Origin of the sequence: Micromonospora ferruginea (assembly GCF_013694245.2) — a bacterium.
Taxonomy (GTDB): domain Bacteria; phylum Actinomycetota; class Actinomycetes; order Mycobacteriales; family Micromonosporaceae; genus Micromonospora; species Micromonospora robiginosa.
Map to the genome: position 1 here is coordinate 3,946,139 of NZ_CP059322.2, position 24,634 is coordinate 3,970,772.

Genomic DNA, 24,634 nt, shown 5'->3' on the forward strand with positions numbered 1-24,634 from the left:
CCCATCCTCACATGGTCAGTTCGGGGTGCAGCTTGGCCGGGGTGAGCCGGCGGGACCGGCGCGCCGAGCCGACGGTGAGCGCCAGCGCGCCCAGGCCGAACGCGAGCAGCACCAGCGCCCCGGTGACCACCGGTCCGGCCGGGCCGCCGTTGATGGTGTGGCGCAGGCCGCCCACCACGTACGTCATCGGCAGCCAGGGGTGGATCGCCTGGAAGAAGCCGGGCGAGGTCTCGACCGGGTAGGTGCCACCGGACGAGGTGAGCTGGAGCATCAGCAGCGCCAGCGCGGCGAGCCGGCCGGCCGGGCCCAGCGCCACGCCGAGCAGTTGCATGATCGCGGTGAACGCCAGCGAGGCGAGCGCGAGCAGCCCGAACGTCGCCGCGCCGTGCTTCGGGTCCAGCCCGAGGGCCAGCGTCACCACGGTGTAGAGCACGGCGACCTGGGCCAGGCCGATCGCCGCGGCGGGCAGCCAACCGGCGAGCACCACCCGCCAGCCGGGCGCGCCGGACATCACGTGCCGCCGGTTGACCGGCCGCAACAGCATGTACGTGATCATCGCGCCGACCCAGAGCGCCAGCGCCAGGAAGTACGGGGCGAAGCCCACCCCGTACGAGCCGGCCGGGTGCTGCGAGTCGCGGATCAGGCCGACCGGGTCGGCGAGCACGTCGGCGCGACTGGCCGCGTCGTCGTACCCGGGAAGTTTCTTCTCCCCGGCGGCGAGCCCGTCGGCGAGGTCGCCGGCGCCGCCCTCCAGCTTGGTCAGCCCGTCGGCCAGCCTGGTGCTGCCGGTGCCGAGCTGGCTCAGGCCGCCGTCGAGCTGCCGGGCGCCGGTGGAGAGCCGGTAGAGCCCGCCGCGGAGCTGGTCGGCGCCGGTGGACGCGTCGCCGAGTCCGTCGCGGAGCTTGGCGCTGCCCTGGGCCAGCGTCTGGAGCCCGCCGGCCAGCTCGTCGACCTTGGCGCGGGCCGAGGCGACGTCGTCGGCGAGGTGCGGCGCGGCGGCGGCCACCTCCCGGGCGGTCTTCGCGACCTCGGTCATCTGCTTCTTCAACGCGGCCAGGTCGATCTTGTCCAGCGCGGTCCCCAGCGCCTTCGCCTGGGTGACGGCCTGGCCGGCGGCCTTGCGGGCGGCGGCGAAGTCGGGGTCGTCGGCCAGTTCGGGGTGTTCCTTCGCGACCGCGTCGAGCCGGTCGGAGATCTCCTCGGCCAGGCCGACCACCTCGTCCGCCTTGGCCGGCAGCGCGTCCAGGCCGTCGGCGAGCTGTTGCGCGCCGGTGGCAACCGCGGTGGCGGCCTGCTGGATCCGGTCGGCGTTGCGGCGCAGCACCGGTTCGTACCTGTCGGCGGCGGCGTCGACCTTGGCGGCGGCGGCCTTCGTCTCGGTGGCGGCCCGGCCGGCGCCGTCGGCGAGCTGGGTCGCGCCGGTCTGCAACTGGTCGAGCCCCTTGGCGAGCTTGTCGGCGCCCTGGACCGACTGGTTCAGCCCGCCGGCGAGCTGCCCGGCGCCCTTCTCGGCGTCGCCGAGCCCGTCGGCGAGCTGCCCGGCGCCGCGCTGCGAGGTGCCGAGCCCGTCGGAGATCCTGCCGGCCCCGTCGGCGGCGCGGCCGGTCTCGGCCTTGGCGTCGGTGAAGCCGATCAGCATCTTGTCGAAGTACGAGGCGGCGGTGCTCTCCGCGGCGGCGGCCCGGATCTCGCTGAACGCCGAGCGGGCGAGCAGCCCGGAGAGGTAGTTGGTGGCGTCGTCGTTGACCACCTTCAGCTCGCCCTGCCGGGCGGTCCGATCGGGTTCCGGGCCGGCGGCCAGGGTGGCCGAGAAGTCCTCCGGGATGGAGAAGATCAGGTGGTAGCGGCCGTCGCGCAGGCCGGCGGTGGCGTCGGTCTGGTCGGTGACGGTCCAGCCGAAGACCTTGCGGTCGATCAGTTCGTCGGCGAGGTCCCGGCCGGCGTGCACCTCGGTGCCGTCGCTCGCGGTGGCCGGCCGGTCGGCGTCGACCAACGCGACCGGGATCCGGTCGAGCTTCCCGTACGGGTCCCAGAAGGCGTACAGGTAGAGCGCGCCGTAGAGCAGCGGGACCACGGTGAGCACGGCGAGCGCGGCGCGCGGCAGCCGGCCCCGGGTCATCCGGCGCAGCTCGAACAGGGCGAGTCGCAGCACGCTCACGCGGGCACCTCCACGGCGGGCAGGGCGGGGACGGGCAGGGCGGGGTCGCCGATGCGGTGCACGGTGGCGGCCACCCCGTCCTCGACGGCGCGGGCGCTGGCGATCACCGCGTACCCCTGGCCGGCGAGGCGTTGCAGCGCGGCCCAGATCCATTCCCGTTCCGGGCGGTCGGCGCCGGCGTCCACGTCGTCGGCGACGATCAGGCTGGGTCCGGCGAGGCTGGCCAGCACCAGCCCGAGCACCTGGCGGTCGACCGGGGTGAGGTCGCGGCCGTACCGGTCGGGGTCGAGCGGGGCGTCGGTGAAGCCGGCGCCGGCGATGGCGGCGGCGTAGGCGTCGCGGCGGTAGGCCCGGCGGGCCCGCAGCGCGGCCACCGGGACGAGCTGACGACGGCGGCGCGGCACCGGGCCGAGCAGCAGCAGGCGTTCGGTGATGTGCTCGGCGACGGTCAGCGTCGGGTCCGGCTCGTGCACGCCGGCCACCTGGCCGAGCGCGGCCGGGCCGCGCCGGCGCAGCTCGCCGTGGCTGTGCGGGAAGCGGCCGGCGAGGGCGAGCAGCAGCGAGGTGCGCCCGCTGCCGGGTGGCCCGGTCACCGCGTGCAGCTCACCGCCCGAGGCGGTGAGGTCGACGTCCCGGTAGACCCAGCCGCGCCGGGTCCGCAGCCCCAGGCCGCTGGCCTCGACGATCTTCATTCCCACCCGCTCCGACTTCTAGACTGACTGGTCAGTACAAAAACGTGACCAGCATAGCGCCGGGTGTCCGGTTCGACGCAACGCGAGGAGAGGGTGATCCTCAGAACAGCACGGTGGCGAGCGTGCCGACCGGGCGGAAGCCGCACCGCTCGTAGACCCGCCGGGCCGGCAGGTTGAAGTCGTTGACGTAGAGGCTGACCGTGGGCGCGACCCGGGACAACGCGTCGCGGACCACCGCGGCCATGGCAGCGGCGGCGATCCCCCGCCCGCGCCACTCGGGGGCCACCCAGACGCCCTGGACCTGCGCCGTGCGACGGGTCACCACGGCCAGCTCGGCCTTGAAGACCACCCGGCCGTCGACGAACCGCGCGTAGGCCCGGCCGGCGCGCACCAGCTCGGTCACCCGCCGCCGGTAGCCACGCCCGCCGTCCTCGGCCATCGGCGAGACGCCGACCTCCTCGGTGTACATCGCCACCGCCGCCGGGAAGAGCCGGTCGACCTCACCGCCGCGCACGCGACGCACCTGCGGGTCGGGCGCCACCGGCGGCACCGCGTCCGTGGCCAGCAACGGCTGGTTCGGGCGTACGTCCCGAGCGGGCCCCCAGTGCCCGGAGAGGCGGTCCCAGAGGCCGAGCACCGCGTCGGCGCGCCCCACGATCGAGGAGCAGAGCCGCTCCTCCTCGCCCAACTGCTCGGCGAACGCGGCCACCGCCGACTCCGAGGCGAGCACCGGGGTCAGGTTGCCACCCAGCCAGCAGATCGACTCCAGGTTGCGGCGCGAGCCGTAGCCGAGGATCCGCGCCTCGGCCCGCCACCAGGCCAGCCCGCGCGCCGCCACCCGCTCGGCGACCTGCGCGCCGGCGTACGGGTCGAGGTCGAGCAGCCGCTCGACCGCGCGACGCTCCGACTCCCCCAGTTGGCGTACCGGCATCGTGAGCACGGTTACCAGCCTGCCAGATGCACCCCGACGCGCGCGGGCCGACCGGGCACCCGGACGATCCGACTCGACACCTTGTCGCCGATGCATTGCCGATATATCGTTGATGCATCAGCGATGCTCCAACAGGAGGAGAGAGCCCGATGGGTTTCCACCGACACGTACACGCCCTGCGCGACGAGATGCACCGCCACGGCGGCTTCGGCTTCCCACCCGTACCCCCGGGTCCGCCGCCGTTCGGACACGGCCACGGGCGCGGCCGGGGAGGTCGCGGGCGCGGCCGGCGGCCGAACGTCCGCGGCGCCGTGCTGGCCCTGCTCACCGAGCGGCCGATGCACGGCTACGAGATGATCCAGGAGATCGACTCCCGCACCGGCGGGGCCTGGCGCCCCAGCCCCGGCTCGATCTACCCCACCCTGCAACTGCTGGAGGACGAGGGCGTCATCGCGACCGCCCCCGACTCCGAGGGCGGACGTAAGCGGTTCGCCCTCACCGACCAGGGGCGCGCCGAGGCGACCGAGGCGGCGCAGACCCCGCCCTGGGCGGAGTTCGCCGAGCAGACCGTCAACAGTTGGCACGACATCCGCGACGCCGGCGCGCAGGCGATGAACGCGCTGCGACAGGTCATGACCACCGGCACGGACGACCAGCGCGCCCGCGCCGCCCAGGTGCTCGACGAGACGCGACGCAAGCTGTACGCCATCCTCGCCGAGTCCGAGTGAACACCACCCGAACGGCACACCGACCGGTGTGCCGTTCGGCGTAACGCACGGTCACCAGCGCGTGCTCCCGCATCACTCCGTCGTTGAGGAGCCGTCCGGCCGGAGCGAGCGGCACCCGGCCCAGGGCGGTAGCCCGCTCCGAGTCATCGGCGTCCACCCGATCGACCGCCACCGCCCCGTCGCACCCCCGGCGTGACCCCGACGACTCGGCCGTCGAGCAACTCCCGTCACGTCCTGTATCGCCACGCCGCCCGCTCGCCCCGGCTTCATCGATCTTGGAGTTGTGGCGCCCCGTTTGCCGGATTCACTCCCCTATCGGAGGTGCCACAACTCCAAGATCGGCATGGGACCCGGGGTGTTTTTGGGAGCAGCGTTCCGATGGGTGGGAGGGGTGGAGATCTTGGTAGGAAAGTGCCCCCGGAGGGGCCATTTCGTACCAAGATCTCTGAGCCGAGGGGCCGAGGGGCCGAGGGGCCGAGCAGGCGAGCAGGCGAGCAGGCGAGCACGCGAGCCCGCGAGAGCACGAGCACGCGAGAGCACGAGGCCCGACAGCCCGAAGCTCAAGAGCCGGGCATCCGGGCAGCCAGGGAGCCGGGAGCAGCCGCGCAGGATGTTCGGGCTCGCTGCCTGGGCGGGTTGCCCGGCCGACGACCTGTCGGTGGACTCGTCCGCTGCGTCGCGTCCCCACCGGGCGCGACGGGTGAGGCGCCGATGAGATCGAGGATCAGGGCCACGGTGCCCGGCTAGTTTCGCCGCGGCGCCCCGGCACGGAGACGCCGCCTGCGAACGCCTCGCTCCCGAGACGCCGCCTGCGGGCGCCTCGGTCCGGAGACGCCGCCTGCGAACGCCTCGGTCCCGAGACGCCACCTGCGGGCGCCTCGGTCCGGAGACGGCGCGTGCGGCCGACCCGACGAGGGGACGGCCGCACGGCGATACGGAGAACGGTCAGTGCACGGTGACGGTGGCGCCGCCCGGCACCAGCTCGCGCAGCTCCTCGGGGATCTCGGCGCCCATCTCGTCGGCGATCCGCAGCGCCTCCTCGATCAGCGTCTCCACGATCTGCGCCTCGGGCACGGTCTTGACGACCTTGCCCTTGACGAAGATCTGGCCCTTGCCGTTGCCGGACGCGACGCCCAGGTCGGCCTCGCGGGCCTCACCCGGACCGTTCACCACGCAGCCCATGACCGCGACGCGCAGCGGCACCGGCAGCCCTTCCAGGCCGGCGGTGACCTCCTCGGCCAGCTTGTAGACGTCGACCTGGGCCCGGCCGCAGGACGGGCAGGAGACGATCTCCAGGCCGCGCTCGCGCAGGCCCAGCGACTCCAGGATCGCGTTGCCGACCTTGATCTCCTCCACCGGCGGGGCGGAGAGCGAGACCCGGATCGTGTCGCCGATCCCCTCGGCCAGCAGCGCGCCGAACGCGACCGCCGACTTGATCGTGCCCTGGAACGCCGGGCCGGCCTCGGTGACGCCCAGGTGCAGCGGGTAGTCGCACTTCTCGGCGAGCAGCCGGTAGGCGCGGATCATCACCACCGGGTCGTTGTGCTTGACCGAGATCTTGATGTCCCGGAAGCCGTGCTCCTCGAACAGCGAGCACTCCCACAGCGCCGACTCGACGAGCGCCTCGGCGGTGGCCCGGCCGTACTTGGCCAGCAGGCGCTTGTCCAGCGAGCCGGCGTTGACGCCGATCCGGATCGGCGTGCCCGCGTCGCCGGCGGCGCGGGCGATCTCCTTGACCTTGTCGTCGAACTGCCGGATGTTGCCCGGGTTCACCCGCACCGCCGCGCAGCCGGCGTCGATCGCGGCGAACACGTACTTCGGCTGGAAGTGGATGTCGGCGATCACCGGGATCTGCGACTTGCGCGCGATCGCCGGCAGCGCCTCGACGTCGTCCTGCGACGGCACGGCCACCCGCACGATCTGGCAGCCGGAGGCGGTCAGCTCGGCGATCTGCTGGAGCGTGGCGTTGACGTCGGCGGTGAGGGTGGTGGTCATGGACTGCACCGACACCGGCGCGCCACCACCGACCGGCACCGAGCCGACCATGATCTGGCGGCTGGCCCGGCGGGGGGCCAGCGGCGGCGGCGGTACGGGGGGCATACCGAGACTGACAGCGGTCACTTCAGGCACTCACCTTGAGAAGAGCGTGATCGGGTTGACCACGTCCGCGGTGACGGTCAGCAGCGTGAACACGCCACCGACCAGGATCACCGCGTACGTGAGGGGCATGAGCTTCAGATAGTCGACGCGACCCGGGTCGGTGCGGCCGATCCGGGCGTAGAGCCAGGACCGGGCGCGCTCGAACCAGGCGATGGCGATGTGACCGCCGTCCAGCGGCAGCAGCGGCAGCAGGTTGAACACGCCGATGAAGAAGTTCAGCGACACGAAGAGCATGAAGAACACCAGCCAGGCGTTGTTCTCCACGGCCTCGCCGCCGAGCCGGCTGGCGCCGACCACGCTGATCGGGGTGTCCACGTCGCGCTCGGCGCCGGTGATCGCGTTCCACAGCGCCGGCACCTTCTGCGGGATGCGCTGCATGGCGTGCGCCGTCTGCACCGCCATGTTGCCGGTGAAGTCGGCGGTGGCGCCGAACGCGGCGACCGGGCCGTACTCCACCCGGGTGGGCGTGCTGGGCTGGAGCGCCACGCCGAGCGCGGAGACCGCGGAGGTCGCGCCCTTCGGGTCGTTCAGCGGCGGGCGCTGCACCGACGCCAGGTCGACGGTGGCGGTGGCGGGGGTGCCGTCGCGCAGGTAGGCGACGGTGGCCGGGCCGGGCTTCGTGCCCCGCACCACGTCGAGCATGTCGCCCCAGGTGGAGACGGCCCGGCCGTTCACCGCGGTGATCCGGTCGCCGTCCTTGAGCTGGGCCTTGCCGGCCGGGCTGGCCGGGTCGGAGGCGGTGCAGGCGCGGGGGGCGTTCTCCACCACCACGCACGGGGTGAGCGCGATCACCGCCGGCTCGGCCCGGAACCCGGCCTCGGTGGTGGGGAACTTCGGGTTCGGCAGGCCGGCGCTGACCGCGATGATCCAGAGCGCCACCAGCGCGATGGCGAAGTGCATGGCGGAGCCGGCGGACATCACGATCGTCCGCTTCCACACCGGGTAGCGCCACATGGCGCGCTTCTCGTCCCCCGGCTCGACGTCGTCGTCCTGCGGCGTCATGCCGACGATCTTGCAGAAGCCGCCGAGCGGGATGCCCTTGACGCCGTACTCGGTCTCGCCCCGCTTGAACGACCAGAGCGTCGGCCCGAAGCCGACGAAGTAGCGGGTGACCTTCATCCCGAACGCCTTGGCGGTCAGCATGTGCCCCGCCTCGTGCAGGCTCACCGAGATGAGGATCGCCAGGGCGAACAGCACCACCCCGAGCAGATAGCTCATCGAGCTCCTTCCACCGACCCGACGATGATCTCCTGGGCGTGCGCCCGTGCCCACGACTCGGCGGCGAGCACGTCCTCGACGGTACCTGGTTCGTCGAAGTCCGGAGCGTCCTCCAGCACCCGCTGGAGGGTGTCGACGATGCCGAGGAACGGCAGCCGGCCCGCCACGAACGCGGCCACGCACTCCTCGTTCGCCGCGTTGTAGATCGCCGGGCGGCAGCGTCCGGCCTCGCCGGCCGCCTTGGCCAGCGCCACGGCCGGGAACGCGGCGTCGTCGAGCGGGGCGAACTCCCAGGTGTGCGCCGCGGTCCAGTCGACCGCGGTGGCTGCCTCGGGCACCCGGTCCGGCCAGCCGATGCCGAGCGCGATGGGCAGTCGCATGTCCGGCGGGCTGGCCTGGGCGAGGGTGGAGCCGTCGACGAACTCGACCATCGAGTGGATCACCGACTGCGGGTGGACCATCACCTCGATGTCGGCGTAGGGCACGTCGAACAGCTCGTGCGCCTCGATCACCTCGAGCGCCTTGTTGACCATGGTGGCCGAGTTGATCGTGACGACCGGCCCCATGTTCCAGGTCGGGTGCGCCAGCGCCTGCTCCGGTGTGACGGCGGTCAACTCGTCGCGTCGCCGGCCCCGGAACGGGCCGCCGCTGGCGGTGACCACGAGCCGGCGCACCTCGCCCCGGGTGCCGCCGCGCAGGCACTGCGCCAACGCCGAGTGCTCGGAATCGACGGGAACGATCTGCCCCGGTCGGGTCACCTCGGCCTTGACCAGCGGGCCGCCGGCCACCAGCGACTCCTTGTTGGCGAGCGCGAGGGTACGCCCGGCGCGCAGCGCGGCCAGCGTCGGCGGCAGGCCCAGCGAGCCGACCACCCCGTTGAGCACCACGTCGCACGGCCACTGGGCCAGCTCGGTCATCGCGTCCGGGCCGGCCACGATCTTGGGAAGCTTGAAGTCGCCGGTGGCCCAGCCGCGCCGGCTCGCCTCGGCGTAGAACGCGAGCTGGAGGTCCTGCGCGGCGGACGCCCGGGCCACCCCGACCGCGTCCACGCCCAGCTCCAGCGCCTGCGCGGCGAGCAGCTCCACGTTGCCGCCGCCGGCGCCGAGGGCGACCACCCGGAACCGGTCCGGGTTGCGCTTGACGATGTCGATGGCCTGGGTGCCGATGGAACCGGTCGAGCCGAGCAGCACGAGGTCTCGGGGAGTGGTCACCCGCCCATTGTTCCCCAGCGCCGCCCGCCGCCTCACCCGGCCTGTTCCGGCGCTTCCTCGCCCAGAAGATCGCCGGGGTCGACGGTGAACTCGAATGGTTGCCGCATCACGAAGGGAGTTCCTGCCGCCGCCGCGGCCAACGGTCGGTAGTCGCCGTCGACCAGCTCGAACAGAGCGATGGTGGGTACCCGGTTGCGCAGGTCGACCCGGAGGAAGTACGGCACGCCGGCAGCGGCGTACTCCCGCGGCCGGTCGATCACCCCGAACCCGGTGATCTCACCGAGCAGCAGGGCGGTTGTGACCTCGACGGATCGCCGACCTCCGGCAGGCTTCCGCAGCGCGACCACGTCCGGAATGAACAGGTCGTCGCCGGAGACCAGGTTGACCGACCGGTAGACCCACTGACCGGCGGCTCGCGCCGCCACCCGCATCCGGTACGCGAGCTGAAGCTGTGCCGCGCGTCGGTCGATGCAGCCACCGGGCGTGACGACCACACAGCCGCGTACCACCTCGATCCGCGGCCCGTTGTTCTCCGGCAGGAGTTCGAGCGCGTCCCGTGCCGTCCACCGCTGGTCCCGACACGCCAGCAGATCCAGCGACCCGCTGACGACGTTGTCAGGCCAGGTCAAGGATCCGGAGAAGATCATGTTCGGCGAAATTGCGCATCGGTCGACATGACGGCTCTCGCCTTCTCCACCTCACGGGATGCCCCATTCTTCCACCTGGCGACAGCCGAATCGGCCGACTCGGCCGACTCGCGGCCATCTTCTCGCACTCCGACGGCCTGAACTCGCACATCCGGTGCGCCGCGTCCAGCGCCGAGTTCCGCCAGGAGAGCGGCCGACCGCCGGCAGGTCGACGTTTCGCTGCCGACCTCCGCCGACGCACCACGGGTGCGGTCGGGCGAGATCGACCCGGCCGCGTACTTCGCCCGGTTCCTCGGCTGGACCCGGCCGTGGCCGGCCCGCGACCGTCAGACCCCGGACGCGGCCACCGGGCCGGGGCGCTCGCGACCATCCGACCCGGTGAGGCGCTCCAGGTGACTCAGCGGCAGGTGCGGCGGCTGCCACTCCAGGAACAGGGCGGTGGCGTCGTCGTCGAGCTGGTCCTGCTGGTACGCGAGGACCGCGCGCACCAGGCGGCGCATCGTCTCCGGGCTGGGCAGCCGGTCGTTGAGGGCCCGCTCGACGAAGTCGACCAGCCGGTCGAGGCCGAACCGTTCCCCGTTGTCGCCACGCGCGTCGGTGATGCCGTCGGTGTAGGCGAGGATGCGGTCGCCCGGATGCAGCGCCTCCTCGTGCACCCGGGGACGCCGCTCCGACAGGTTGCCCAGCCCGAGCGGCAGCATGGTCGGCCCCGGCAGCGCCCGGATGGCCTTGCCGTCACGCAGCAGCATCGCGCCGGGGTGGCCGGCGTTGATGATCCTGAGCAGGCCGGTCCGCCGGTCCAGCTCGGCGAGCAGCGCGGTCGCGAACGTGCCGGGGTGCTCGGAGCGCACCCACCTGTCGATGCTGGTCGCCGTGTCGACCAGGTCCAGACCGGTGCGCCGGGCGTTGCGGTAGGCGCTGACCACGAGCGAGGCCATCGCGCTCGCCTTGATGCCGTGCCCGCAGGTGTCGAACAGCCCGACGCTGAGCACGTCGCCGTTGAGCGCGTAGTCGAAGATGTCCCCGCCGACGTCGTAGCAGGGTTCGAGGATGGCGGTGATCACCAGGTCGTCGGTGGCGAACGTCAGCGGCGGCAGCAGCCCCCACACGATCTCGGCGGCGACCTGCATCGGAAGGCGGCGGCGGATCCGTTCCACCACGTCGCCGTAGAGCCGGCGGTTCACCAGGAGCTGGGCGACGTTGACCGCCACCTCCCAGGCCGGCCGCTCCAGCGCGGAGCCGCCGGCCTCCGGCGACACGACCTCCAGCACGCCCAGCCGTTCACAGCCGAGCAGCAGGGGCACCCAGAGCCGGTCCGGGCGGTCGGGGGCGCGCTGCACCTCCAGGCTGGTGAACGCCCGACCGGCCAGGGTCGTCTCGATCACCAGCTCGTCGCGGGTCAGGCCGGGGCCGAGCAGGGGTACGAGCGAGGACTGCGTGTAGTCGGCCAGGTAGACCACCATCTCGGTGGCGCCCACCGCCGGCGCGGCCCGGCTGACCAGGAGCGACAGCTCGTCCGGCCCGCCCCGGGGGGCGTTGAGTTGCAGCCAACGCGCCGCGTCGCCGCCGTCGACCACACCGCACCTCCCCATGTCCCCACCACCGTAGGGAGGCCGGCGGCAAACCGCCAACGAGCTAGACGGGGCGATCCAGGACGAAGGTCTCCAACTCGGCGCCGCCGTACCAGTCGGTGCGGACCCCGAGGTGGGTCATCCCGAGCCGCCGGGCCACCGCCATCGACGGCTCGTTGCCCGCCATCACCACCGCGTACACCCGCTCGGTGCCGGTGGCGAACTCCCGCTCCAGCACCGCGCGGGCCGCCTCGGTGGCGTAGCCGTGGCCCTGGGCGTCCGGGTGCAGGTGCCAGCCGACCTCGATGTCGTCGGTCGGGGTGACACCGTCGCGGCCGGGCAACGGCTTGAGCAGCACGCTGCCGGCCGCGCAGCCCGCCGCGCGGGGCTCGATCGCCCACAGGCCCCAGCGACCGTGGGACGGGGCGTTGCGCTCGCGCCAGGTGCGCACCCGCTCCCGCGCCTCGCCGGGCTGGGTCATCCGCCCCTTGCCGCCGCCCAGCCAGCGCATGACCTCCTCGCGGGAGTAGATGTCGTAGACCCGGGCGAGGTCGTCGGGTGACTCGGTCCAGTCCCGGACCACGAGCCGCTCGGTCGAGGCGATCATCATGACGCCGGATCGTAATGCGTGACGGACCGGCGCACCGGGAACGAGAGGGCGATGGGCGACGGCTGGCAGCGTACGAAGCGGATCACCTCGGCGGCGTTCCGGCCGGTCCGGGGGCGGGACCTCTCCCTGCACGCCGCCGCGATCACGTTCTACGGTGCGATCGCCGTGGTGCCGGTGGCGCTGCTGGCGATCTGGCTCACCGGGCTGCTCGCCGGCGACGACCGGGTGCGCCGGCTGACCGGGTACGCGATCGAGACGCTGCCCACCGAGATCGGCGCGCACCGGGCGGTGGCCGCGCTGGTCGAGGCCGGGTTGGGGTTGACCCCGTTGCTGGCGCTGGCCTCGCTGCTGCCGGCCTCGCTCTACGGCGAGGGGCTGCGCCGGGCGTTCGTCTCGGTGGCCGAGCCGCGTGCCGAGTCCGGCGCGCTGGTCGGCTGGCGCGGCCGGCTGCTGCTGCTCCCGCTGCTCGCCCCGGCCCCGGCGCTGCTGCTGTCGATCCTGCTCGCGTTGCCGCTGACCACCCGGCTGGTCCGGCAGGGCGGCTGGATCGGCGCGCTCGGCGTGGTGCTGTCATTCCTGGCGGTCTGGCTGGTGCTCACGCCGGTGCTGGTGTGGGTGTTCCGGGTGGTCGGCCCGGCCTCGCCGGACTGGCTCGCCACGCTCGGCATGGGCTCGTTCACCGCCGCGAACCTCTCCGGCTTCCTGCACGGCTTCGTGCTGTTCTGCTCGCTGCCGCTGAACCTGGGCGTGCCGTTCGGCGGGTTCGACGAGATCGGCGGCGGGGTGGCCGTGCTGCTCTGGCTCTACCTGTTCCACGTGATCGTGCTGGCCGGCTACTCGGCCACGCTGGCGCTCAGCCGGTGGCGGGCCGCCCGGGAGGCGGCCCGCGCCTGAGCCGGTGCGCCTCAGCGTCGGAACGGGCCGCGCACCTCGTAGGTGATGCCGCCGCTGCCAGCCTTCGCGCCGCTGGTGCCGCGCTGCGAGGAGAAGTAGAGCCGGCTGCCGTCCGGCGTGAACGCCGGGCCGGTGAGTTCCGACGCGGGCTGCCCGAGCAGCCGCGCGAACGGCGTCACCACACCCTCGGGCGTGATCATGTTGATCTCCATGTCGCCGCCGTCCTCGGCCACGTAGAGGTCGCCGCCGGCGGTGCCGGTGATGTTGTCCACCCCGGTCAGCGGCGCCGCGCCGGCCTCCACCAGCGAGTCGTCGTACGCCAGGTCGAGCCGCTGCCCCACCGGGTCGTACGCCCACACCCGGTTGTCGCCCTTCGTGGTGAACCAGCAGGTGTCGTCCGCGTACCAGCAGCCCTCCCCGCCGTCGAACACCTGCGCGTCGCGCACCTGGAAGCGGGTGGGGACCGGGAAGCCGTCCCGGTCCGGCACGTCCCGCCAGGTGACCGGCCCGGTCACCTGGCCGTCCCGGGCGCACAGCACCTGGAGCCGGCCGGTGCGCAGGTCGCCCCAGGTGTCCGGGACGAAACGGTAGAAGCAGCCGTCCGGCTCGTCCTCGGTCAGGTAGACCACCTGCCGGGCCGGGTCGCAGGCCGCCGCCTCGTGCTTGAAGCGGCCCATCCGGGTCCGCTCCGCACCGGACCGGCCGCCGGCCGGCCAGGTCTCGAAGACCCGACCCAACGGCACCTCCTCGCAGGAGAGCCAGGTCCCCCACGGGGTGGGCCCGCCGGCGCAGTTGGTGCTGGTGCCGCTGAGGATCCGGTACGCGTCGGTGACCGACCCGTCGGCCGCGAAGCGCAGCGCCGAGGCGCCGCCGACCAGCGGGACCTCCGAGTTGGAGACGTAGATCCAGCCGTCGCCGGCCGGGAAGCAGGCGCCGCCGTCGGGCGCCCAGTGCCAGACGTACGAGGTGCCGGGCACCCGCTGGCCGGAGCGGGCCACCACCCGGCCGGTGAAGCCGGCCGGCAACTGGAGGCCGTCGGCGTCGGCGGCCAGCAGGTCGCCGTAGGGGCCGGGGCCGGGCTGGGCGGGCGCGGCCGGGGCGGCGGCGGCCCACAGGCTGCCCGCGAAGGCGGTGCCACCGGCGACGGTGACGGCGCGCAGGACGGTGCGACGGTCCATCGGTTGACCTCCCCGAGACGGTGACTCTCCCCCGACGGTAGACCCGCCGCCGCATCGACCGCTGCCTCTGCCCGGTGAACGCGGGGTGACCTCAGAGGCGGTCCACGTACCGTTTCGCCTCCGCCAGCGACCAGCCGGTGTGGTCCCGGACCAGCTTGACCGCGTGGATCTTCTTCCCGCGGTGGGTGAGCCGGGTCGCCTCGGCGCGCACCCCGTCGTCGAGGTCGGCCGGGCCGGCGGGTCGGGCCGGCGGCACGCCACCCGCGCGCAACGCGTCGACCGCCTGTTTCGCCTCCAGCAACGGCAACCCGGTCTGCTCGCGGAGCAGCTTGACCGCCTCGACCGTCCGCCCCGCACGCGCCAGCCGGAGCACCTCCCCCTGCCCGCCCCGGGTGGCCGGGTCCGGGGCCACCAGGTCCCGGGGACGGCCGGCGGGGCGCCGGAACACGAACAGGAGCAGCAGAAGCATGACGATCACGGCCAGGAGCACGAACTGGGGACCCTCGGGCATGCGCGCCACGGTAACGCCCGGCCGCGAACCCTCCCGCCACGGTCCGCCCGCCAGTAGGCTCCGGTCCCATGAATGACGGGAGTGAGCTGCCGGCACGCGCCGACGTCGTCGTGGTCGGCTCCGGGCACAACGGCCTGGTCTCGGCGATCCTGCTGGCCCGCGCCGGCCTCGACGTGCTGGTGCTGGAGGCGGCCGAGGTGATCGGCGGGGCCACCCGCACCGAGAACCCGTTCCCCAAGGTGCCCGGGCTGCGGCACTCCACCGGGTCGTACCTGCTCGGGCTGATGCCGCCGGAACTGCTCGCCACGCTCGACGTGACCATCCCGGTGGTGCGCCGCGACCCGCACTACTTCCTGCCCACGCCGGGCGGGCAGGGCTCGCCGTACCTGCTGTTCGGCCGCGACACCGCGGCCACCCGGCGGCAGCTCACCGAGATGTTCTCGGCGGCCGACGTGGCCGCCGACGACGCGCTCCAGGCCGAGCTGGCGCAGCTCCGCGACGACCTGGCGCCGGCCTGGCTGGCCGAGCCGCTGCCGGTCGAGGAGACCGCCGAGCGCTACGTCCGGCCGGCCCTGCGACAGGTCTTCGTGGACCTGGTGCGCGGCTCGGTCGCCGACCACCTGGCCCGCTTCGACTTCCGCTCCGAGCTGCTGGTCAGCATGTACGCGGTGACCGACGGGCTGTCCGGGCTCAACGCCGGCCCGGACGACCCGGGCACCGGGCACAACTTCCTCGTTCACAATATGTGTAGATTGCCGGATTCAGGCGGCACCTGGATGATCGCCCGGGGCGGCATGGGCACCGTGTCGGGCACGTTCGCCGACGCCGCCCGGTCCGCCGGTGCCCGGATCGTCACCGGCGTCCCGGTCAGCGCGATCACGCTGGACGGCGGCGCCGCGTCGGGCGTGGTGCTGGCCGACGGCCGCGAGGTGGCCGCCCGGGTGGTGCTGGGCGCGTGCGACCCGTACCGGCTGATGGAGCTGCTGCCCGACGGCGCGCTCCCGGCGGAGCTGGGCGCGCGGATGACGGCGGCCCGCCGGCCCGGCACCACGCTCAAGCTCAACCTGGCGCTCACCGGGCTGCCCCGCTTCTCCTGCCTGCCGGCCGACGCGCCGAGCCCGTTCGGCTCCACCATCCACCTGCTCCCCGGCTCCGACTCGCTGGTCGGGGGCGGCGGGTCGTCGCCGATGGCCGCGCTGCGCGGCATGTGGGCCGACGTGCAGGCCGGACGGCTGCCGGAGGAGCCGACGATCGAGTGGTACCTGCACACCACGGTCGACCCGTCGCTGTCCGACGACGCCGGGCACCACTCGTCGGCGCTGTTCGTCCAGTCGGTCCCCTACGAGCTGGCCGGCACCACCTGGGACGCGGCGCTGCCCGGGTACGTGGAGCGGCTGGTCGCGATCTGCGAGCGGTACGCGCCGGGCACCGGCGACCTGATCGCGGACGCGGTGCCGCTGCCCCCGCCCGGCATCGAGGCGCACTTCGGCATCACCGGCGGGCACATCCACCACGTCGACAACACGGTGTCGTTCACCGACCGGATGCCGTACGCGACAGGCGTTCCCGGCGTCTACGCCGGCAGCGCCGGCTGCCACCCGGCGGGCAGCGTGATCGGCGCCGCCGGCCACAACGCCGCCCGCCGCATCCTCGCCGACATGTAAGGCGGGGGCCCCGGTTAACGCTTTCGGTATAGGCGGGGCCCCCGCCTAACACCGTCACGGCGAAGCGGCCTCCTGGCCGGCGCGTGGGAGGTCGCCGGGGCCGCGGATCACGTAGAGGCCGACCAGCAGCAGGTACGCCAGCAGGCTGAGGATCGGGTCGACGAACACCACCGCGAACGCGACCAGGTAGAGCAGCGGGCCGAGCCGGAACCGGCGGGCCACCGCCCGGGCCAGGCTCGGGTCGAGATCCGGGTGCAGCAGGCCACGGCGGCGCGCCCACCACCAGCTCAGGTTGAAGAAGATCGCCTCGCCGAGCACCGTGCCGACGTAGAGCGCGGCAGTCAGCCGCTGCTCACCGGGCGTCCCGCGCAGGTTGTCCGCGAGCAGGTTCGCGGTGAACGGGATGGCCGCCACGAACATCAGCAGCAGCAGGTTCAGCACCAGCAGCATCTGGTCGACCCGGCAGACGTACCGCCACATGTTGTGGTGGGTCAGCCAGACCTGGCCCACCACGGCGAAGGTGATCACGTACGCCAGGTAGGCCCGCCACTCGTGCGCCAGCGCGGCCGGCAACCCCTTGCCGTCGGGCGCGTCCGGGCCGAACTGGAGCAGCTCGACCGCCATCAGCGTGAGCACGATGGCGATCACCGCGTCGCTGAACGCCTCCACCCGGGAGGCGTCGCGCGCCATCTCGCTGCTGCGCCCGAACCGGTAACCCGGCTCCCTGTCCGCACCCGTCACCCGCCGCCCCCTCACCACGATGGTCGCGCGCCTCAGGCGGCGGGCGGGGCGAAAGCGTCAGATGATCGCGTCCCCGGCCGGCGCCGGGGTCTCCTCGTCGGCCCGGTGGGCGCGGATCTTGTGCCCGACGCTGGTCAGGCAACGGCCGCTGGCCAGGTCGAACTTCCAGCCGTGCAACTGGCAGGTGAGCTGGTCGCCGTCGACGATGCCGAACCGGCTCAGGTCCGCCTTCAGGTGCGGGCAGCGCCGCTGCACCACCCAGCCGTCGAGCGTGATGTCCTCCGCGTCGACCGCCCGCTCGTGCTCGTCGTACCAGCCCTCGGCGTACTGGAGACGCTCCTCGGAGAGGCACTTGAAGAACGCGTAGACGAACTCGTTGTACTGGCCGATGCGGGCCGCGGAGAACCGGCAGGACAGGAAGAGCGAGTTGACCCAGTCGACCTCACCGATGTGCAGCAGGTGCTCGACCAACGCCCGCTCGGTCCGGAACCGGTAGCGGACCTTCTCGTCCGCGTACGGCCGGACCTCCTTGCCGGGGAAGTCCACCACGATCGACTCGACGTCGTTGCCGTCGTAGGAGACCAGGTCGAAGCGGACCGGCCCGCCGACGCCCTTGGCCAGGTAGATCGACTCGTCCAGCAGCGGCTCGATCCGGCGCTTCATCTCGCCCAGCACGTCGACCTCGGGGTGCCGCCAGGACGCCTTCTCGGCCTCGATGACGCCGCGCTTGCGCTCCCGCATCTCCTCCAGGTGGGCGACCTTGTTCGCGAAGAACTCCTCGACCGGCTGGGGATGGGTGGTGGTCGCACCGGACGTGGTGACCTCGGCGACGCTGCCCGGCAGCAGCACGATGCCGTTGGTGCCGCCGACCTTCGCGTACTCCGACAGGAAGACCGACTGGTCGGGGAAGATGTTGCCCTCGTCGCCGAAGATGTCGTTGAACTGCCACAGCTCGTCGTCGAGGAAACACGGCGGGCCGGCGATCGGGAAGACGTTGTCGGCCTTCAGGTCGTCGATGTAGCGCCAGGTGCGGTCGAACTGCCGGTCCCGCTTCTGCTTGCCGAACGCGGTCTTCGCCGACTGCGGCAGCTCGTAGACCATCGGGTACCAGATCGCGCCGGAGAACTGGAGCATGTGCGCGTGCACGTGGCCCAACTCGGCGAAGACGGTCAGGTCGGTGGGTCGGGCGTCGTTCTGGTTGAGCAGGCGGACGCCGTCGTACTCCACCCAGAGCGACGAGTCGCCGATCGGGCCGTCGGTCGGGCTGGTCAACGCCTGGATCATGATCTTCAGCCCGCCGGGCAGCTCCACGACCTGCTCGTTCGGAGCCTTCAGGAACTTCGTGAAGCCCAGCTCGCGCAGCTCGTCCTCCATCTCGGAGGTGGGGAACTCGGGCAGCAGGACGGTCGCGTCCTTCGAGATCACGTCGCGCAGGTGCTTGGCGTCGAAGTGGTCCCGGTGCAGGTGCGACACGTACAGGTAGTCGACCTGGCCCAGCGTCGCCCAGTCGAGCAGGGAGTTGTCCGGGAAGGGGAACCACGAGGCGAAGTAGGCGGGGTTGACCCACGGGTCGCACAGGATGCTGCCCGCGGGCGTGTCGATCCGCATGCTGGCGTGGCCCGTACCGGTCACTCGCACCGTAGTCCCCCTCGGAAAAGGCATCAGGCGTACGCCCCGACGCTACCGGAGACAGTCTGGCCACCGTCCCGCGACGCCCGTAGTGCCCGTCGACCCGGCCGGGACGGGTCCAACGGCCCGGGCCGATGCGCCCGCCGTCGCGCCCGCCCGCGGTCGCCCGCCCGGGTCATCCGCGTCCCGTCCGGCCGGACCCTGCGCCGGGGCCGCCGGGGGGCGTGCCAGACTAGCCGGAGATCCGATCGCGAGGGAAGGACCGACAGTGGCAGGAGACGAGCCGGTAACCGCGCCAGATCAGCACAAGCCGGGGCACCGCAAGTCCGGGCGGATCGGGGCGGTGGTGTCGGCGGTGGCCCTGGTGTTGATGGCGCTCTGCGGCACCGAGGAAGGCCGGGTGGAGCACATCTGGCTGTTCGGGATCGCCGCGCTGCTGCTCGCCATCGTCATCGGCGACGCCGTGCTGCGCCGCAACGGCCTGCGGTCCTGACGCACGGCGCCAGCGGTACGCGCGAAGGGCCCGCACCCTCACGGGTGCGGGCCCTTTCCGCGTCGTAGGCGGCTCAGCGGCCGAGCAGGATGTCCTGGACGTCCTTGAGCGCGGCGTCGACCTCCGCCTCGAAGTAGCCGCCAGGCACCAGCCCGAAGCGCAGCGTGTCGAGGTCCTTCGGGTTCACCGGCATCGCGTTGCGCCCCTGCATGCCGCCGAGCAGCGTCTCGAAGAACCGGTCGACCTGGTCCGGGTCGTACCCGCTGCCGAACCGGCGGACCTGGAAGCTGCGCCGGATCTGGTCGACCCGGTGCAGGTCGCTGCCGGGCGGGCCGGCCATCGGCGGACCCACCATCGGCGGGCCGGCGGCCGGCGGGCCGACCAGCGGCGGGCCGGTCATCGACGGGCCGCCGCCATAGCTGGGCTCCGGCGGGCCGTAACCCGGGTCCGGCGGGCCGTAGCCCTGCTGGGGCAGCGCCGGCGGGCCGGCCGGGCCGCGCCCGCGCAGCTCACGAAGCTCCCGCTCGGGCATCCGGATCTCGGCGGTCATGTCGGCGCGACCGTGCCGGCCGGCCTCGAAGCCGTCGAAGCGGTCGCCGGGGCCGCCGTAGCCACCCTGGCCGGGCTCCGGGCCGTAGCCGCCCGGGCCCTGGTCCGGCGGGCCGTAGCCGCCCGGGCCCTGGTCCGGCGGGCCATAGCCACCCGGACCCTGGTCCGGCGGACCGTAACCACCCGGGCCGGGCGGCAGGCCACGCTGCGGCGGGCCGCCGTGCCCGAGCGGCGCACCCGGACCCGGGCCCATCGGGCCCGGACCGGCCGGGCCACGAGGCGAGTCGTAGCCACCGCGCGGGCCGTCGTACCCACCGGCGAACGCGCCGGTCGGCTCGTCGTAGCGGTTGCCGTAGCGGTCGGCGGGCGGGCCGGCCTGGGCCGGCATCTGCCGGGGCGGCATCGGCGGCTGGGGCACCGGGGACAGGCCACGGTCGTCGCGCATCGGCGGGCCGAGCCGGTCGGCCATCCGGGGATCGCCGGCCCGCCCGCCGGGACCGCCGGAGCGCTCCTCCAGCTCGGCGAGCTGCCGCTCGACCCGGTCGAGGTGCAGGTCGACCTGCCACTCGTCGTAGCCGTTGAACCGGACCCGGAAGACGACGTCGTGGACCTCCTGGGAGGCGACGGGCGCGCCGACCGGCTGACCGTCGAGGGTCGCCTCGACCCGGTCCAGGAAGGCGTCCACCTCGTCGACCTTGTATCCCCGGCGGAGCGCCTTCCGCCGGAAACGCTGACCCTGACTCGCCACTATGTCTCCTGGTCTCGTACCGCTACGCCGTTGCCGCGCGGGGGTCGCTGTCCGTGTCCTCGGCCGCGGCGAGCTGCCCACACGCCCCGTCGATCTCGCGGCCCCGGGTGTCCCGCACCGTGGTGGACACCCCGGCGTCGCGCAACCGCCGGACGAACTCCCGCTCGACCGGCTTCGGGCTGGCGTCCCAACGGCTGCCCGGAGTCGGGTTGAGCGGGATCAGGTTCACGTGGGCCAACTTGCCGGCCAGCAGCCGCCCGAGCAGATCGGCTCTCCACGGCTGGTCGTTCACGTCCTTGATCATCGCGTATTCGATGGACACGCGACGTCCCGTCGTGGCCGCGTAGTCCCACGCCGCGTCCAGCACCTCGGACACCTTCCAGCGCTGGTTGACCGGGACGAGTTCGTCGCGCAGCTCATCATCGGGGGCGTGCAGCGACAACGCAAGGGTCACCGAGAGGTCTTCGCTGGCCAGTCGGCGGATGGCCGGGACCAGCCCGACCGTGGAAACGGTGATGTGACGTTGGGACAGGCCGAGTCCCTCCGGCGCCGGCGCGACCAGCCGGCGGATCGCCGCCACCACCCGCGCGTAGTTGGCCAGCGGCTCACCCATGCCCATGAACACCACGTGCGACAGCCGCGGCGGCGAGCCGGCCACCGCCCCGGAGGCGGCCACCCCGGCCAGGTAGACCGCCTGGTCGACGATCTCGGCGGTGGAGAGGTTGCGGGTAAGCCCGGCCTGGCCGGTGGCGCAGAACGGGCAGGCCATGCCGCAGCCGGCCTGGCTGGAGATGCAGACGGTGACCCGGTCCGGGTAGCCCATCAGCACGCTCTCCACCAGCGAGCCGTCGTGCAGCCGCCAGAGCGCCTTGCGGGTCGCGCCGTCGTCGCAGGCCAGCTCGCGCACCGGGTTGAGCAGGGTGGGCAGCAGCGTGCCGGCCAGCTTCGCCCGGGTCGCCGCCGGCAGGTCGGTCATCCGCTCCGGGTCGCGCACCAGCCGGCCGAAGTAGTGGTTCGAGACCTGTTTGGCGCGGAAGGCCGGTTCGCCCAGCTCGGTGACGAGCGCCTGCCGACCCGGCAGGTCCAGGTCGGCGAGGTGACGGGGAGGCATCGCGGGCCGGCGGCCGCGGGCGTCGGGGTCTACGGAGATCAGCGGGAGGCTCGTCATGGCGCGTCCAGTCTGACACGGGCCGGGCCGGACGCACCCGTCCGCGGGTGCCGAATCGCCCCCGACCGGCCGGTTGGCCCCGCTTCGCGGAGGTGATCCATCCCTCAGCCCACCACCGGCACGAACACCGCGAGCAGCAGGTACGCCGTCGGCACCGCGAACAGGATGGAGTCGAGCCGGTCCATCAGGCCGCCGTGGCCGGGAAGCAGGTTGCTCATGTCCTTGACGCCGAGATCCCGCTTGATCATCGACTCGGCGAGGTCGCCCAGCACCGCGGCGCAGGAGATCGCCACCCCGAACAGCGCGCCCCACCACGGGGCCACGTCGAACAGCAGCCACAGCAGCAGCGCGCTGCCCACCGCGGCGGCGGTGACCGAACCGGCGAAGCCCTCCCAGGACTTCTTCGGGCTGATCTTCGGGGCCATCGGGCGCTTGCCGAACGCCACCCCGGCGGCGTACCCGCCGGTGTCGGAGAGCACCACGGCCACCAGCGTGACCAGCACCCGCAGGTGACCGTCGTCGGGCGCGGCCGCGAGCAGGGCCGCGAATCCGGCCAGGAAGGGCACGTAGACCACGATCAGCGTCGCCGCGGTCAGGTCCCGCTGGTAGTTGCCGGGACCGTCGCCCAGCCGCCAGATCATCGTGCCCAGCACGGTGACCAGCAGCCCGAGGCAGAGCGCGTCCGGGCCGGCGAACCAGGCCAGCCCGATCATGATCACCCCGCCGGCGACCAGCGGCACCAGCGGCGGGTGGGCGCCGCTGCGGCGTACCGCCCGGGCCATCTCCCAGATGCCGATCGCCACCGCGGCGGCGAGCACGGCGAGGAACGCCGGGAGGAAGAAGAAGAGCGGCACCACGATCGCCGCGCCGAGGCCCACGCCGACGCCGATCGCCGCCGGCAGGTTGCGCCCCGCCTTCGACGCCCGGGGCGCGGTGGTCGGCGGGCGCTCGGCGCTCGCCCGGCGGCGGCCCTTCGACCGGCGACCGGACGGCGGCTCGGGCGCCGGCTCGTCGCGTACCTCCGGAAGGTGGCCGGTCGGCTCGTCCCGCACCGGCGCGATCTGGGCGGTGGGGAACTCGTCGTCCGGCCGGTCGTCACCGCGCGGACCGCGACCGCCGGGCGGCGGGCCGCCGGCGGGCCAGGGACCGCCCGGGTACGGGTCGGCGTAGGTTTCCCGCTCGGCTTGCCGGGCGTACGCGCCGGCGTCGGCTCCGAACGCGTCCGGGCCGGGGGCGGGCCGCTGCCACGGGCCGGGCTCCAGGTCGGTCTCCGGCCAGGGCAGGGCCGGGGCCGGCCGGTCCCAGCCGCGCGGCTCGGTGCTGCCGTAGGGGTCGGGGTGGGACATCACGCACCGGCAGACGGTACGAAAGCCACCACATGACGCAAGACCAAGACCATCCCCTACCGGCGTGAGACTTCCTGTTGACGGACCGACGGCCGGGCGACTCCCGTCGTTCACCCGCTGGTGGTCGCCGAATCGTGCCGAGCCTACTGCACCCGGGAGGCGGCGAGGGTGGACGCCGTCCGGGCACGACGACGGCACCGGGCCGCCGCCCGGGATGCCGGGCGGCGGCGGCGCGGTGCCGTGACGGAGTACGCGTGCCGCTCAGACCTCGAGCAGCTCGGTCTCCTTGTGCTTGATCATCTCGTCCACCGTGGCGACGAAACGCTGGGTCAGGTCGTCCAGGTCCTTCTCCGCGCGGCGGCCCTCGTCCTCGCCGACCTCGCCGTCCTTGACCAGGCGGTCCAGCTCTTCCTTGGCCTTGCGGCGGATGTTGCGGACGGCGACCTTCGCCTCCTCGCCCTTCTGCCGGGCGACCTTGATCATCTCGCGCCGCCGCTCCTCGGTCATCTGCGGCAGCACGATGCGCAACTGGTTGCCCTCGTTGTTCGGGTTGACCCCGAGGTCCGAGTCGCGGATCGCCTTCTCCATCGCATTGGTCTGCGAGTTGTCGTACGGCTTGATGATCACCATGCGCGGCTCGGGCACCGCGATGGACGCCATCTGCGGCAGCGGGGTCGGGCTGCCGTAGTAGTCGATGAGGATCCGGGAGAACATGGCGGCGTTGGCGCGACCGGTGCGGATCCCGCCGAATTCCTCCCTGGCGTGCTCGATGGCACGCTCCATCTTCTCCTCCGCCTCGAGGAGGGTGTCGTCGATCACCGGTCTCCTCGCCTCCTTCTGTCGCTCGTCGTGGGCTGTGCTCTCAGGCTGTGGCAGAGGACCGCGGCCGGTCCGGTGGGACCGGATCAGGCGGTGATCAGCGTGCCGATCTTCTCACCGCCGACGGCCCGGACGATGGTGTCGTCGCCCTGGGCGCCGAAGACCAGCATCGGCAGGCCGTTCTCCATGCAGAGGCTGAACGCGGCGGCGTCGGCCACCCGGAGGTTGCGGCGCAGCACCTCGGAGAAGGTGATCGAGTCGAGCTTGCTCGCGGTGGGGTCGATCCGGGGGTCGGCGGTGTAGACCGCGTCCACGCCGTTCTTGCTCATCAGCACCACGTCCGCGCGGATCTCCAGCGCGCGCTGGGCGGCCACCGTGTCGGTGGAGAAGTAGGGCATCCCGGCGCCCGCACCGAAGATCACCACACGGCCCTTCTCCAGGTGCCGGATCGCGCGCAGCGGGATGTAGGGCTCGGCGACCTGGGCCATGGTGATGGCGCTCTGCACCCGGGTCTCGATGCCCTCCTTCTCCAGGAAGTCCTGCAACGCCAGGCAGTTCATCACCGTGCCCAGCATGCCCATGTAGTCGGCGCGGGCCCGGTCCATGCCCCGCTTCTGCAGCTCCGCGCCGCGGAAGAAGTTGCCGCCGCCGACCACCACCGAGACCTGCACGCCGCGGCGCACCACGGTGGCGATCTGCCGGGCGATGCCCTGCACGACGTCCGGGTCGACGCCGATCGCGCCGCCGCCGAAGACCTCACCGGAGAGCTTCAGCACCACCCGACGGGACCGACCGGGCGGCGGGGCGGTCGGGTCGTCCTCCGCCAGGCTCCGGTCACTCACAACCTGCGTCATCCGCCCCGCCCCTTCTCCCCGCGCAGCGCGCGGGCGTCGCGTAACTGCCCCTGCCGACCCTATGTGACGAGGAGGCCGCGGTGCCTGTCGCGTACACCGGCGGCCTCCTCGTCG

22 protein-coding genes are annotated in these 24,634 nt (G+C 73.1%); 4 read left to right on the forward strand and 18 right to left on the reverse strand.

Annotated elements, in window-relative coordinates; translation table 11 throughout:
- Window positions 1–7: 7 nt before the first annotated feature.
- The 3 genes from H1D33_RS17005 to H1D33_RS17015 all read right to left on the reverse strand — a co-directional run bounded on the left by H1D33_RS17005 (window position 8) and on the right by H1D33_RS17015 (window position 3,790).
- Window positions 8–2,158, reverse strand: coding sequence for a YhgE/Pip domain-containing protein (locus H1D33_RS17005; RefSeq protein ID WP_181572207.1), 2,151 nt, complete (start codon window positions 2,156–2,158; stop codon window positions 8–10).
- A complete protein-coding gene (locus H1D33_RS17010; protein ID WP_181572206.1) occupies window positions 2,155–2,850 on the reverse strand; it encodes an ATP-binding cassette domain-containing protein in 696 nt (231 codons plus the stop codon). The genes H1D33_RS17005 and H1D33_RS17010 overlap by 4 nt, the downstream gene beginning before the upstream one ends.
- Window positions 2,851–2,950: 100 nt before the next feature.
- Entirely contained in the window at window positions 2,951–3,790 is an 840-nt protein-coding gene (locus H1D33_RS17015; protein ID WP_181572205.1) for a GNAT family N-acetyltransferase, read from the reverse strand.
- Window positions 3,791–3,930: 140 nt separating this feature from the next.
- Between H1D33_RS17015 and H1D33_RS17020 the strand changes: the two genes are divergently transcribed.
- Entirely contained in the window at window positions 3,931–4,509 is a 579-nt protein-coding gene (locus tag H1D33_RS17020) for a PadR family transcriptional regulator (RefSeq protein WP_181572204.1), read from the forward strand.
- A 945-nt stretch (window positions 4,510–5,454) separates the two neighbouring features.
- Here the strand turns inward: H1D33_RS17020 and ispG are convergent.
- From ispG to H1D33_RS17050, 6 genes are all read right to left on the reverse strand, one after another.
- A complete protein-coding gene (gene ispG, locus H1D33_RS17025) occupies window positions 5,455–6,630 on the reverse strand; it encodes a flavodoxin-dependent (E)-4-hydroxy-3-methylbut-2-enyl-diphosphate synthase (RefSeq protein ID WP_181572203.1) in 1,176 nt (391 codons plus the stop codon).
- 9 nt (window positions 6,631–6,639) lie between these two features.
- Window positions 6,640–7,887 carry a M50 family metallopeptidase gene (locus tag H1D33_RS17030; protein WP_181572202.1) on the reverse strand — a complete coding sequence of 416 codons (1,248 nt, stop codon included), beginning with the start codon at window positions 7,885–7,887 and terminating at the stop codon, window positions 6,640–6,642.
- Window positions 7,884–9,098 carry a 1-deoxy-D-xylulose-5-phosphate reductoisomerase gene (dxr, locus tag H1D33_RS17035; RefSeq protein ID WP_181572201.1) on the reverse strand — a complete coding sequence of 405 codons (1,215 nt, stop codon included), beginning with the start codon at window positions 9,096–9,098 and terminating at the stop codon, window positions 7,884–7,886. The genes H1D33_RS17030 and dxr overlap by 4 nt, the downstream gene beginning before the upstream one ends.
- A gap of 32 nt (window positions 9,099–9,130) precedes the next feature.
- Entirely contained in the window at window positions 9,131–9,727 is a 597-nt protein-coding gene (locus H1D33_RS17040) for a Uma2 family endonuclease (RefSeq protein WP_181572200.1), read from the reverse strand.
- A gap of 344 nt (window positions 9,728–10,071) precedes the next feature.
- Window positions 10,072–11,337, reverse strand: coding sequence for a PP2C family protein-serine/threonine phosphatase (locus H1D33_RS17045; protein WP_181572199.1), 1,266 nt, complete (start codon window positions 11,335–11,337; stop codon window positions 10,072–10,074).
- 43 nt (window positions 11,338–11,380) lie between these two features.
- Complete coding sequence (locus H1D33_RS17050; RefSeq protein WP_181572198.1) at window positions 11,381–11,926, reverse strand: GNAT family N-acetyltransferase; 546 nt, start codon at window positions 11,924–11,926, stop codon at window positions 11,381–11,383.
- Between the two features lie 51 nt (window positions 11,927–11,977).
- On the opposite strand from H1D33_RS17050, the gene H1D33_RS17055 reads away from it, so the two are divergent.
- Window positions 11,978–12,820: a YhjD/YihY/BrkB family envelope integrity protein gene (locus H1D33_RS17055; RefSeq protein ID WP_181572197.1), complete on the forward strand. Its 843-nt coding sequence runs from the start codon at window positions 11,978–11,980 to the stop codon at window positions 12,818–12,820.
- An 11-nt stretch (window positions 12,821–12,831) separates the two neighbouring features.
- Here H1D33_RS17055 and H1D33_RS17060 read toward each other — a convergent pair whose 3' ends face one another.
- Window positions 12,832–13,998: an alkaline phosphatase PhoX gene (locus H1D33_RS17060; RefSeq protein ID WP_181572196.1), complete on the reverse strand. Its 1,167-nt coding sequence runs from the start codon at window positions 13,996–13,998 to the stop codon at window positions 12,832–12,834.
- A gap of 91 nt (window positions 13,999–14,089) precedes the next feature.
- Entirely contained in the window at window positions 14,090–14,509 is a 420-nt protein-coding gene (locus H1D33_RS17065) for a 50S ribosomal protein L7/L12 (RefSeq protein WP_181572195.1), read from the reverse strand.
- A gap of 68 nt (window positions 14,510–14,577) precedes the next feature.
- On the opposite strand from H1D33_RS17065, the gene H1D33_RS17070 reads away from it, so the two are divergent.
- The gene (locus H1D33_RS17070) at window positions 14,578–16,173 is read left to right on the forward strand and encodes a phytoene desaturase family protein (protein WP_181572194.1); all 1,596 of its coding nucleotides are present in this window, start codon (window positions 14,578–14,580) and stop codon (window positions 16,171–16,173) included.
- A gap of 54 nt (window positions 16,174–16,227) precedes the next feature.
- Here the strand turns inward: H1D33_RS17070 and H1D33_RS17075 are convergent, their stop codons facing one another.
- Window positions 16,228–16,863, reverse strand: a complete 636-nt coding sequence (locus H1D33_RS17075) for a TMEM175 family protein (RefSeq protein ID WP_181572695.1) — start codon at window positions 16,861–16,863, stop codon at window positions 16,228–16,230.
- 108 nt (window positions 16,864–16,971) lie between these two features.
- Window positions 16,972–18,552 (reverse strand): Rieske 2Fe-2S domain-containing protein, encoded by a 1,581-nt coding sequence (locus H1D33_RS17080; RefSeq protein ID WP_181572193.1) that lies wholly within the window; start codon window positions 18,550–18,552, stop codon window positions 16,972–16,974.
- 259 nt (window positions 18,553–18,811) lie between these two features.
- Between H1D33_RS17080 and H1D33_RS17085 the strand changes: the two genes are divergently transcribed.
- Window positions 18,812–19,036, forward strand: a complete 225-nt coding sequence (locus H1D33_RS17085; protein ID WP_181572192.1) for a DUF2631 domain-containing protein — start codon at window positions 18,812–18,814, stop codon at window positions 19,034–19,036.
- 73 nt (window positions 19,037–19,109) lie between these two features.
- Here the strand turns inward: H1D33_RS17085 and H1D33_RS17090 are convergent, their stop codons facing one another.
- From H1D33_RS17090 to pyrH, 5 genes are all read right to left on the reverse strand, one after another.
- On the reverse strand, window positions 19,110–20,333 hold the full coding sequence (locus tag H1D33_RS17090; protein ID WP_181572191.1) for a DivIVA domain-containing protein: 1,224 nt from the start codon (window positions 20,331–20,333) through the stop codon (window positions 19,110–19,112).
- Window positions 20,334–20,355: 22 nt separating this feature from the next.
- Window positions 20,356–21,501, reverse strand: a complete 1,146-nt coding sequence (gene rlmN, locus H1D33_RS17095; protein WP_181572190.1) for a dual-specificity RNA methyltransferase RlmN — start codon at window positions 21,499–21,501, stop codon at window positions 20,356–20,358.
- A gap of 104 nt (window positions 21,502–21,605) precedes the next feature.
- Entirely contained in the window at window positions 21,606–22,847 is a 1,242-nt protein-coding gene (locus H1D33_RS17100) for a phosphatidate cytidylyltransferase (RefSeq protein ID WP_181572189.1), read from the reverse strand.
- A 261-nt stretch (window positions 22,848–23,108) separates the two neighbouring features.
- Window positions 23,109–23,666, reverse strand: coding sequence for a ribosome recycling factor (frr, locus tag H1D33_RS17105; RefSeq protein WP_181572188.1), 558 nt, complete (start codon window positions 23,664–23,666; stop codon window positions 23,109–23,111).
- 86 nt (window positions 23,667–23,752) lie between these two features.
- Window positions 23,753–24,520 carry a UMP kinase gene (gene pyrH / locus H1D33_RS17110; protein ID WP_091064271.1) on the reverse strand — a complete coding sequence of 256 codons (768 nt, stop codon included), beginning with the start codon at window positions 24,518–24,520 and terminating at the stop codon, window positions 23,753–23,755.
- Window positions 24,521–24,634: the final 114 nt, after the last annotated feature.

What these genes read in the sequence shown, in the direction of transcription:
- H1D33_RS17045 (WP_181572199.1), bottom strand. Translation starts at nt 11,337, where the DNA reads ATGGGGAGGTGCGGTGTGGTCGACGGCGGCGACGCGGCGCGTTGGCTG.
- H1D33_RS17020 (WP_181572204.1), top strand. Translation starts at nt 3,931, where the DNA reads ATGGGTTTCCACCGACACGTACACGCCCTGCGCGACGAGATGCACCGC.
- H1D33_RS17050 (WP_181572198.1), bottom strand. Translation starts at nt 11,926, where the DNA reads ATGATGATCGCCTCGACCGAGCGGCTCGTGGTCCGGGACTGGACCGAG.
- H1D33_RS17100 (WP_181572189.1), bottom strand. Translation starts at nt 22,847, where the DNA reads ATGTCCCACCCCGACCCCTACGGCAGCACCGAGCCGCGCGGCTGGGAC.
- H1D33_RS17075 (WP_181572695.1), bottom strand. Translation starts at nt 16,863, where the DNA reads ATGGCGCGCGACGCCTCCCGGGTGGAGGCGTTCAGCGACGCGGTGATC.
- pyrH (WP_091064271.1), bottom strand. Translation starts at nt 24,520, where the DNA reads ATGACGCAGGTTGTGAGTGACCGGAGCCTGGCGGAGGACGACCCGACC.
- H1D33_RS17060 (WP_181572196.1), bottom strand. Translation starts at nt 13,998, where the DNA reads ATGGACCGTCGCACCGTCCTGCGCGCCGTCACCGTCGCCGGTGGCACC.
- H1D33_RS17070 (WP_181572194.1), top strand. Translation starts at nt 14,578, where the DNA reads ATGAATGACGGGAGTGAGCTGCCGGCACGCGCCGACGTCGTCGTGGTC.
- H1D33_RS17055 (WP_181572197.1), top strand. Translation starts at nt 11,978, where the DNA reads ATGGGCGACGGCTGGCAGCGTACGAAGCGGATCACCTCGGCGGCGTTC.
- H1D33_RS17010 (WP_181572206.1), bottom strand. Translation starts at nt 2,850, where the DNA reads ATGAAGATCGTCGAGGCCAGCGGCCTGGGGCTGCGGACCCGGCGCGGC.
- H1D33_RS17065 (WP_181572195.1), bottom strand. Translation starts at nt 14,509, where the DNA reads ATGCCCGAGGGTCCCCAGTTCGTGCTCCTGGCCGTGATCGTCATGCTT.
- H1D33_RS17030 (WP_181572202.1), bottom strand. Translation starts at nt 7,887, where the DNA reads ATGAGCTATCTGCTCGGGGTGGTGCTGTTCGCCCTGGCGATCCTCATC.
- rlmN (WP_181572190.1), bottom strand. Translation starts at nt 21,501, where the DNA reads ATGACGAGCCTCCCGCTGATCTCCGTAGACCCCGACGCCCGCGGCCGC.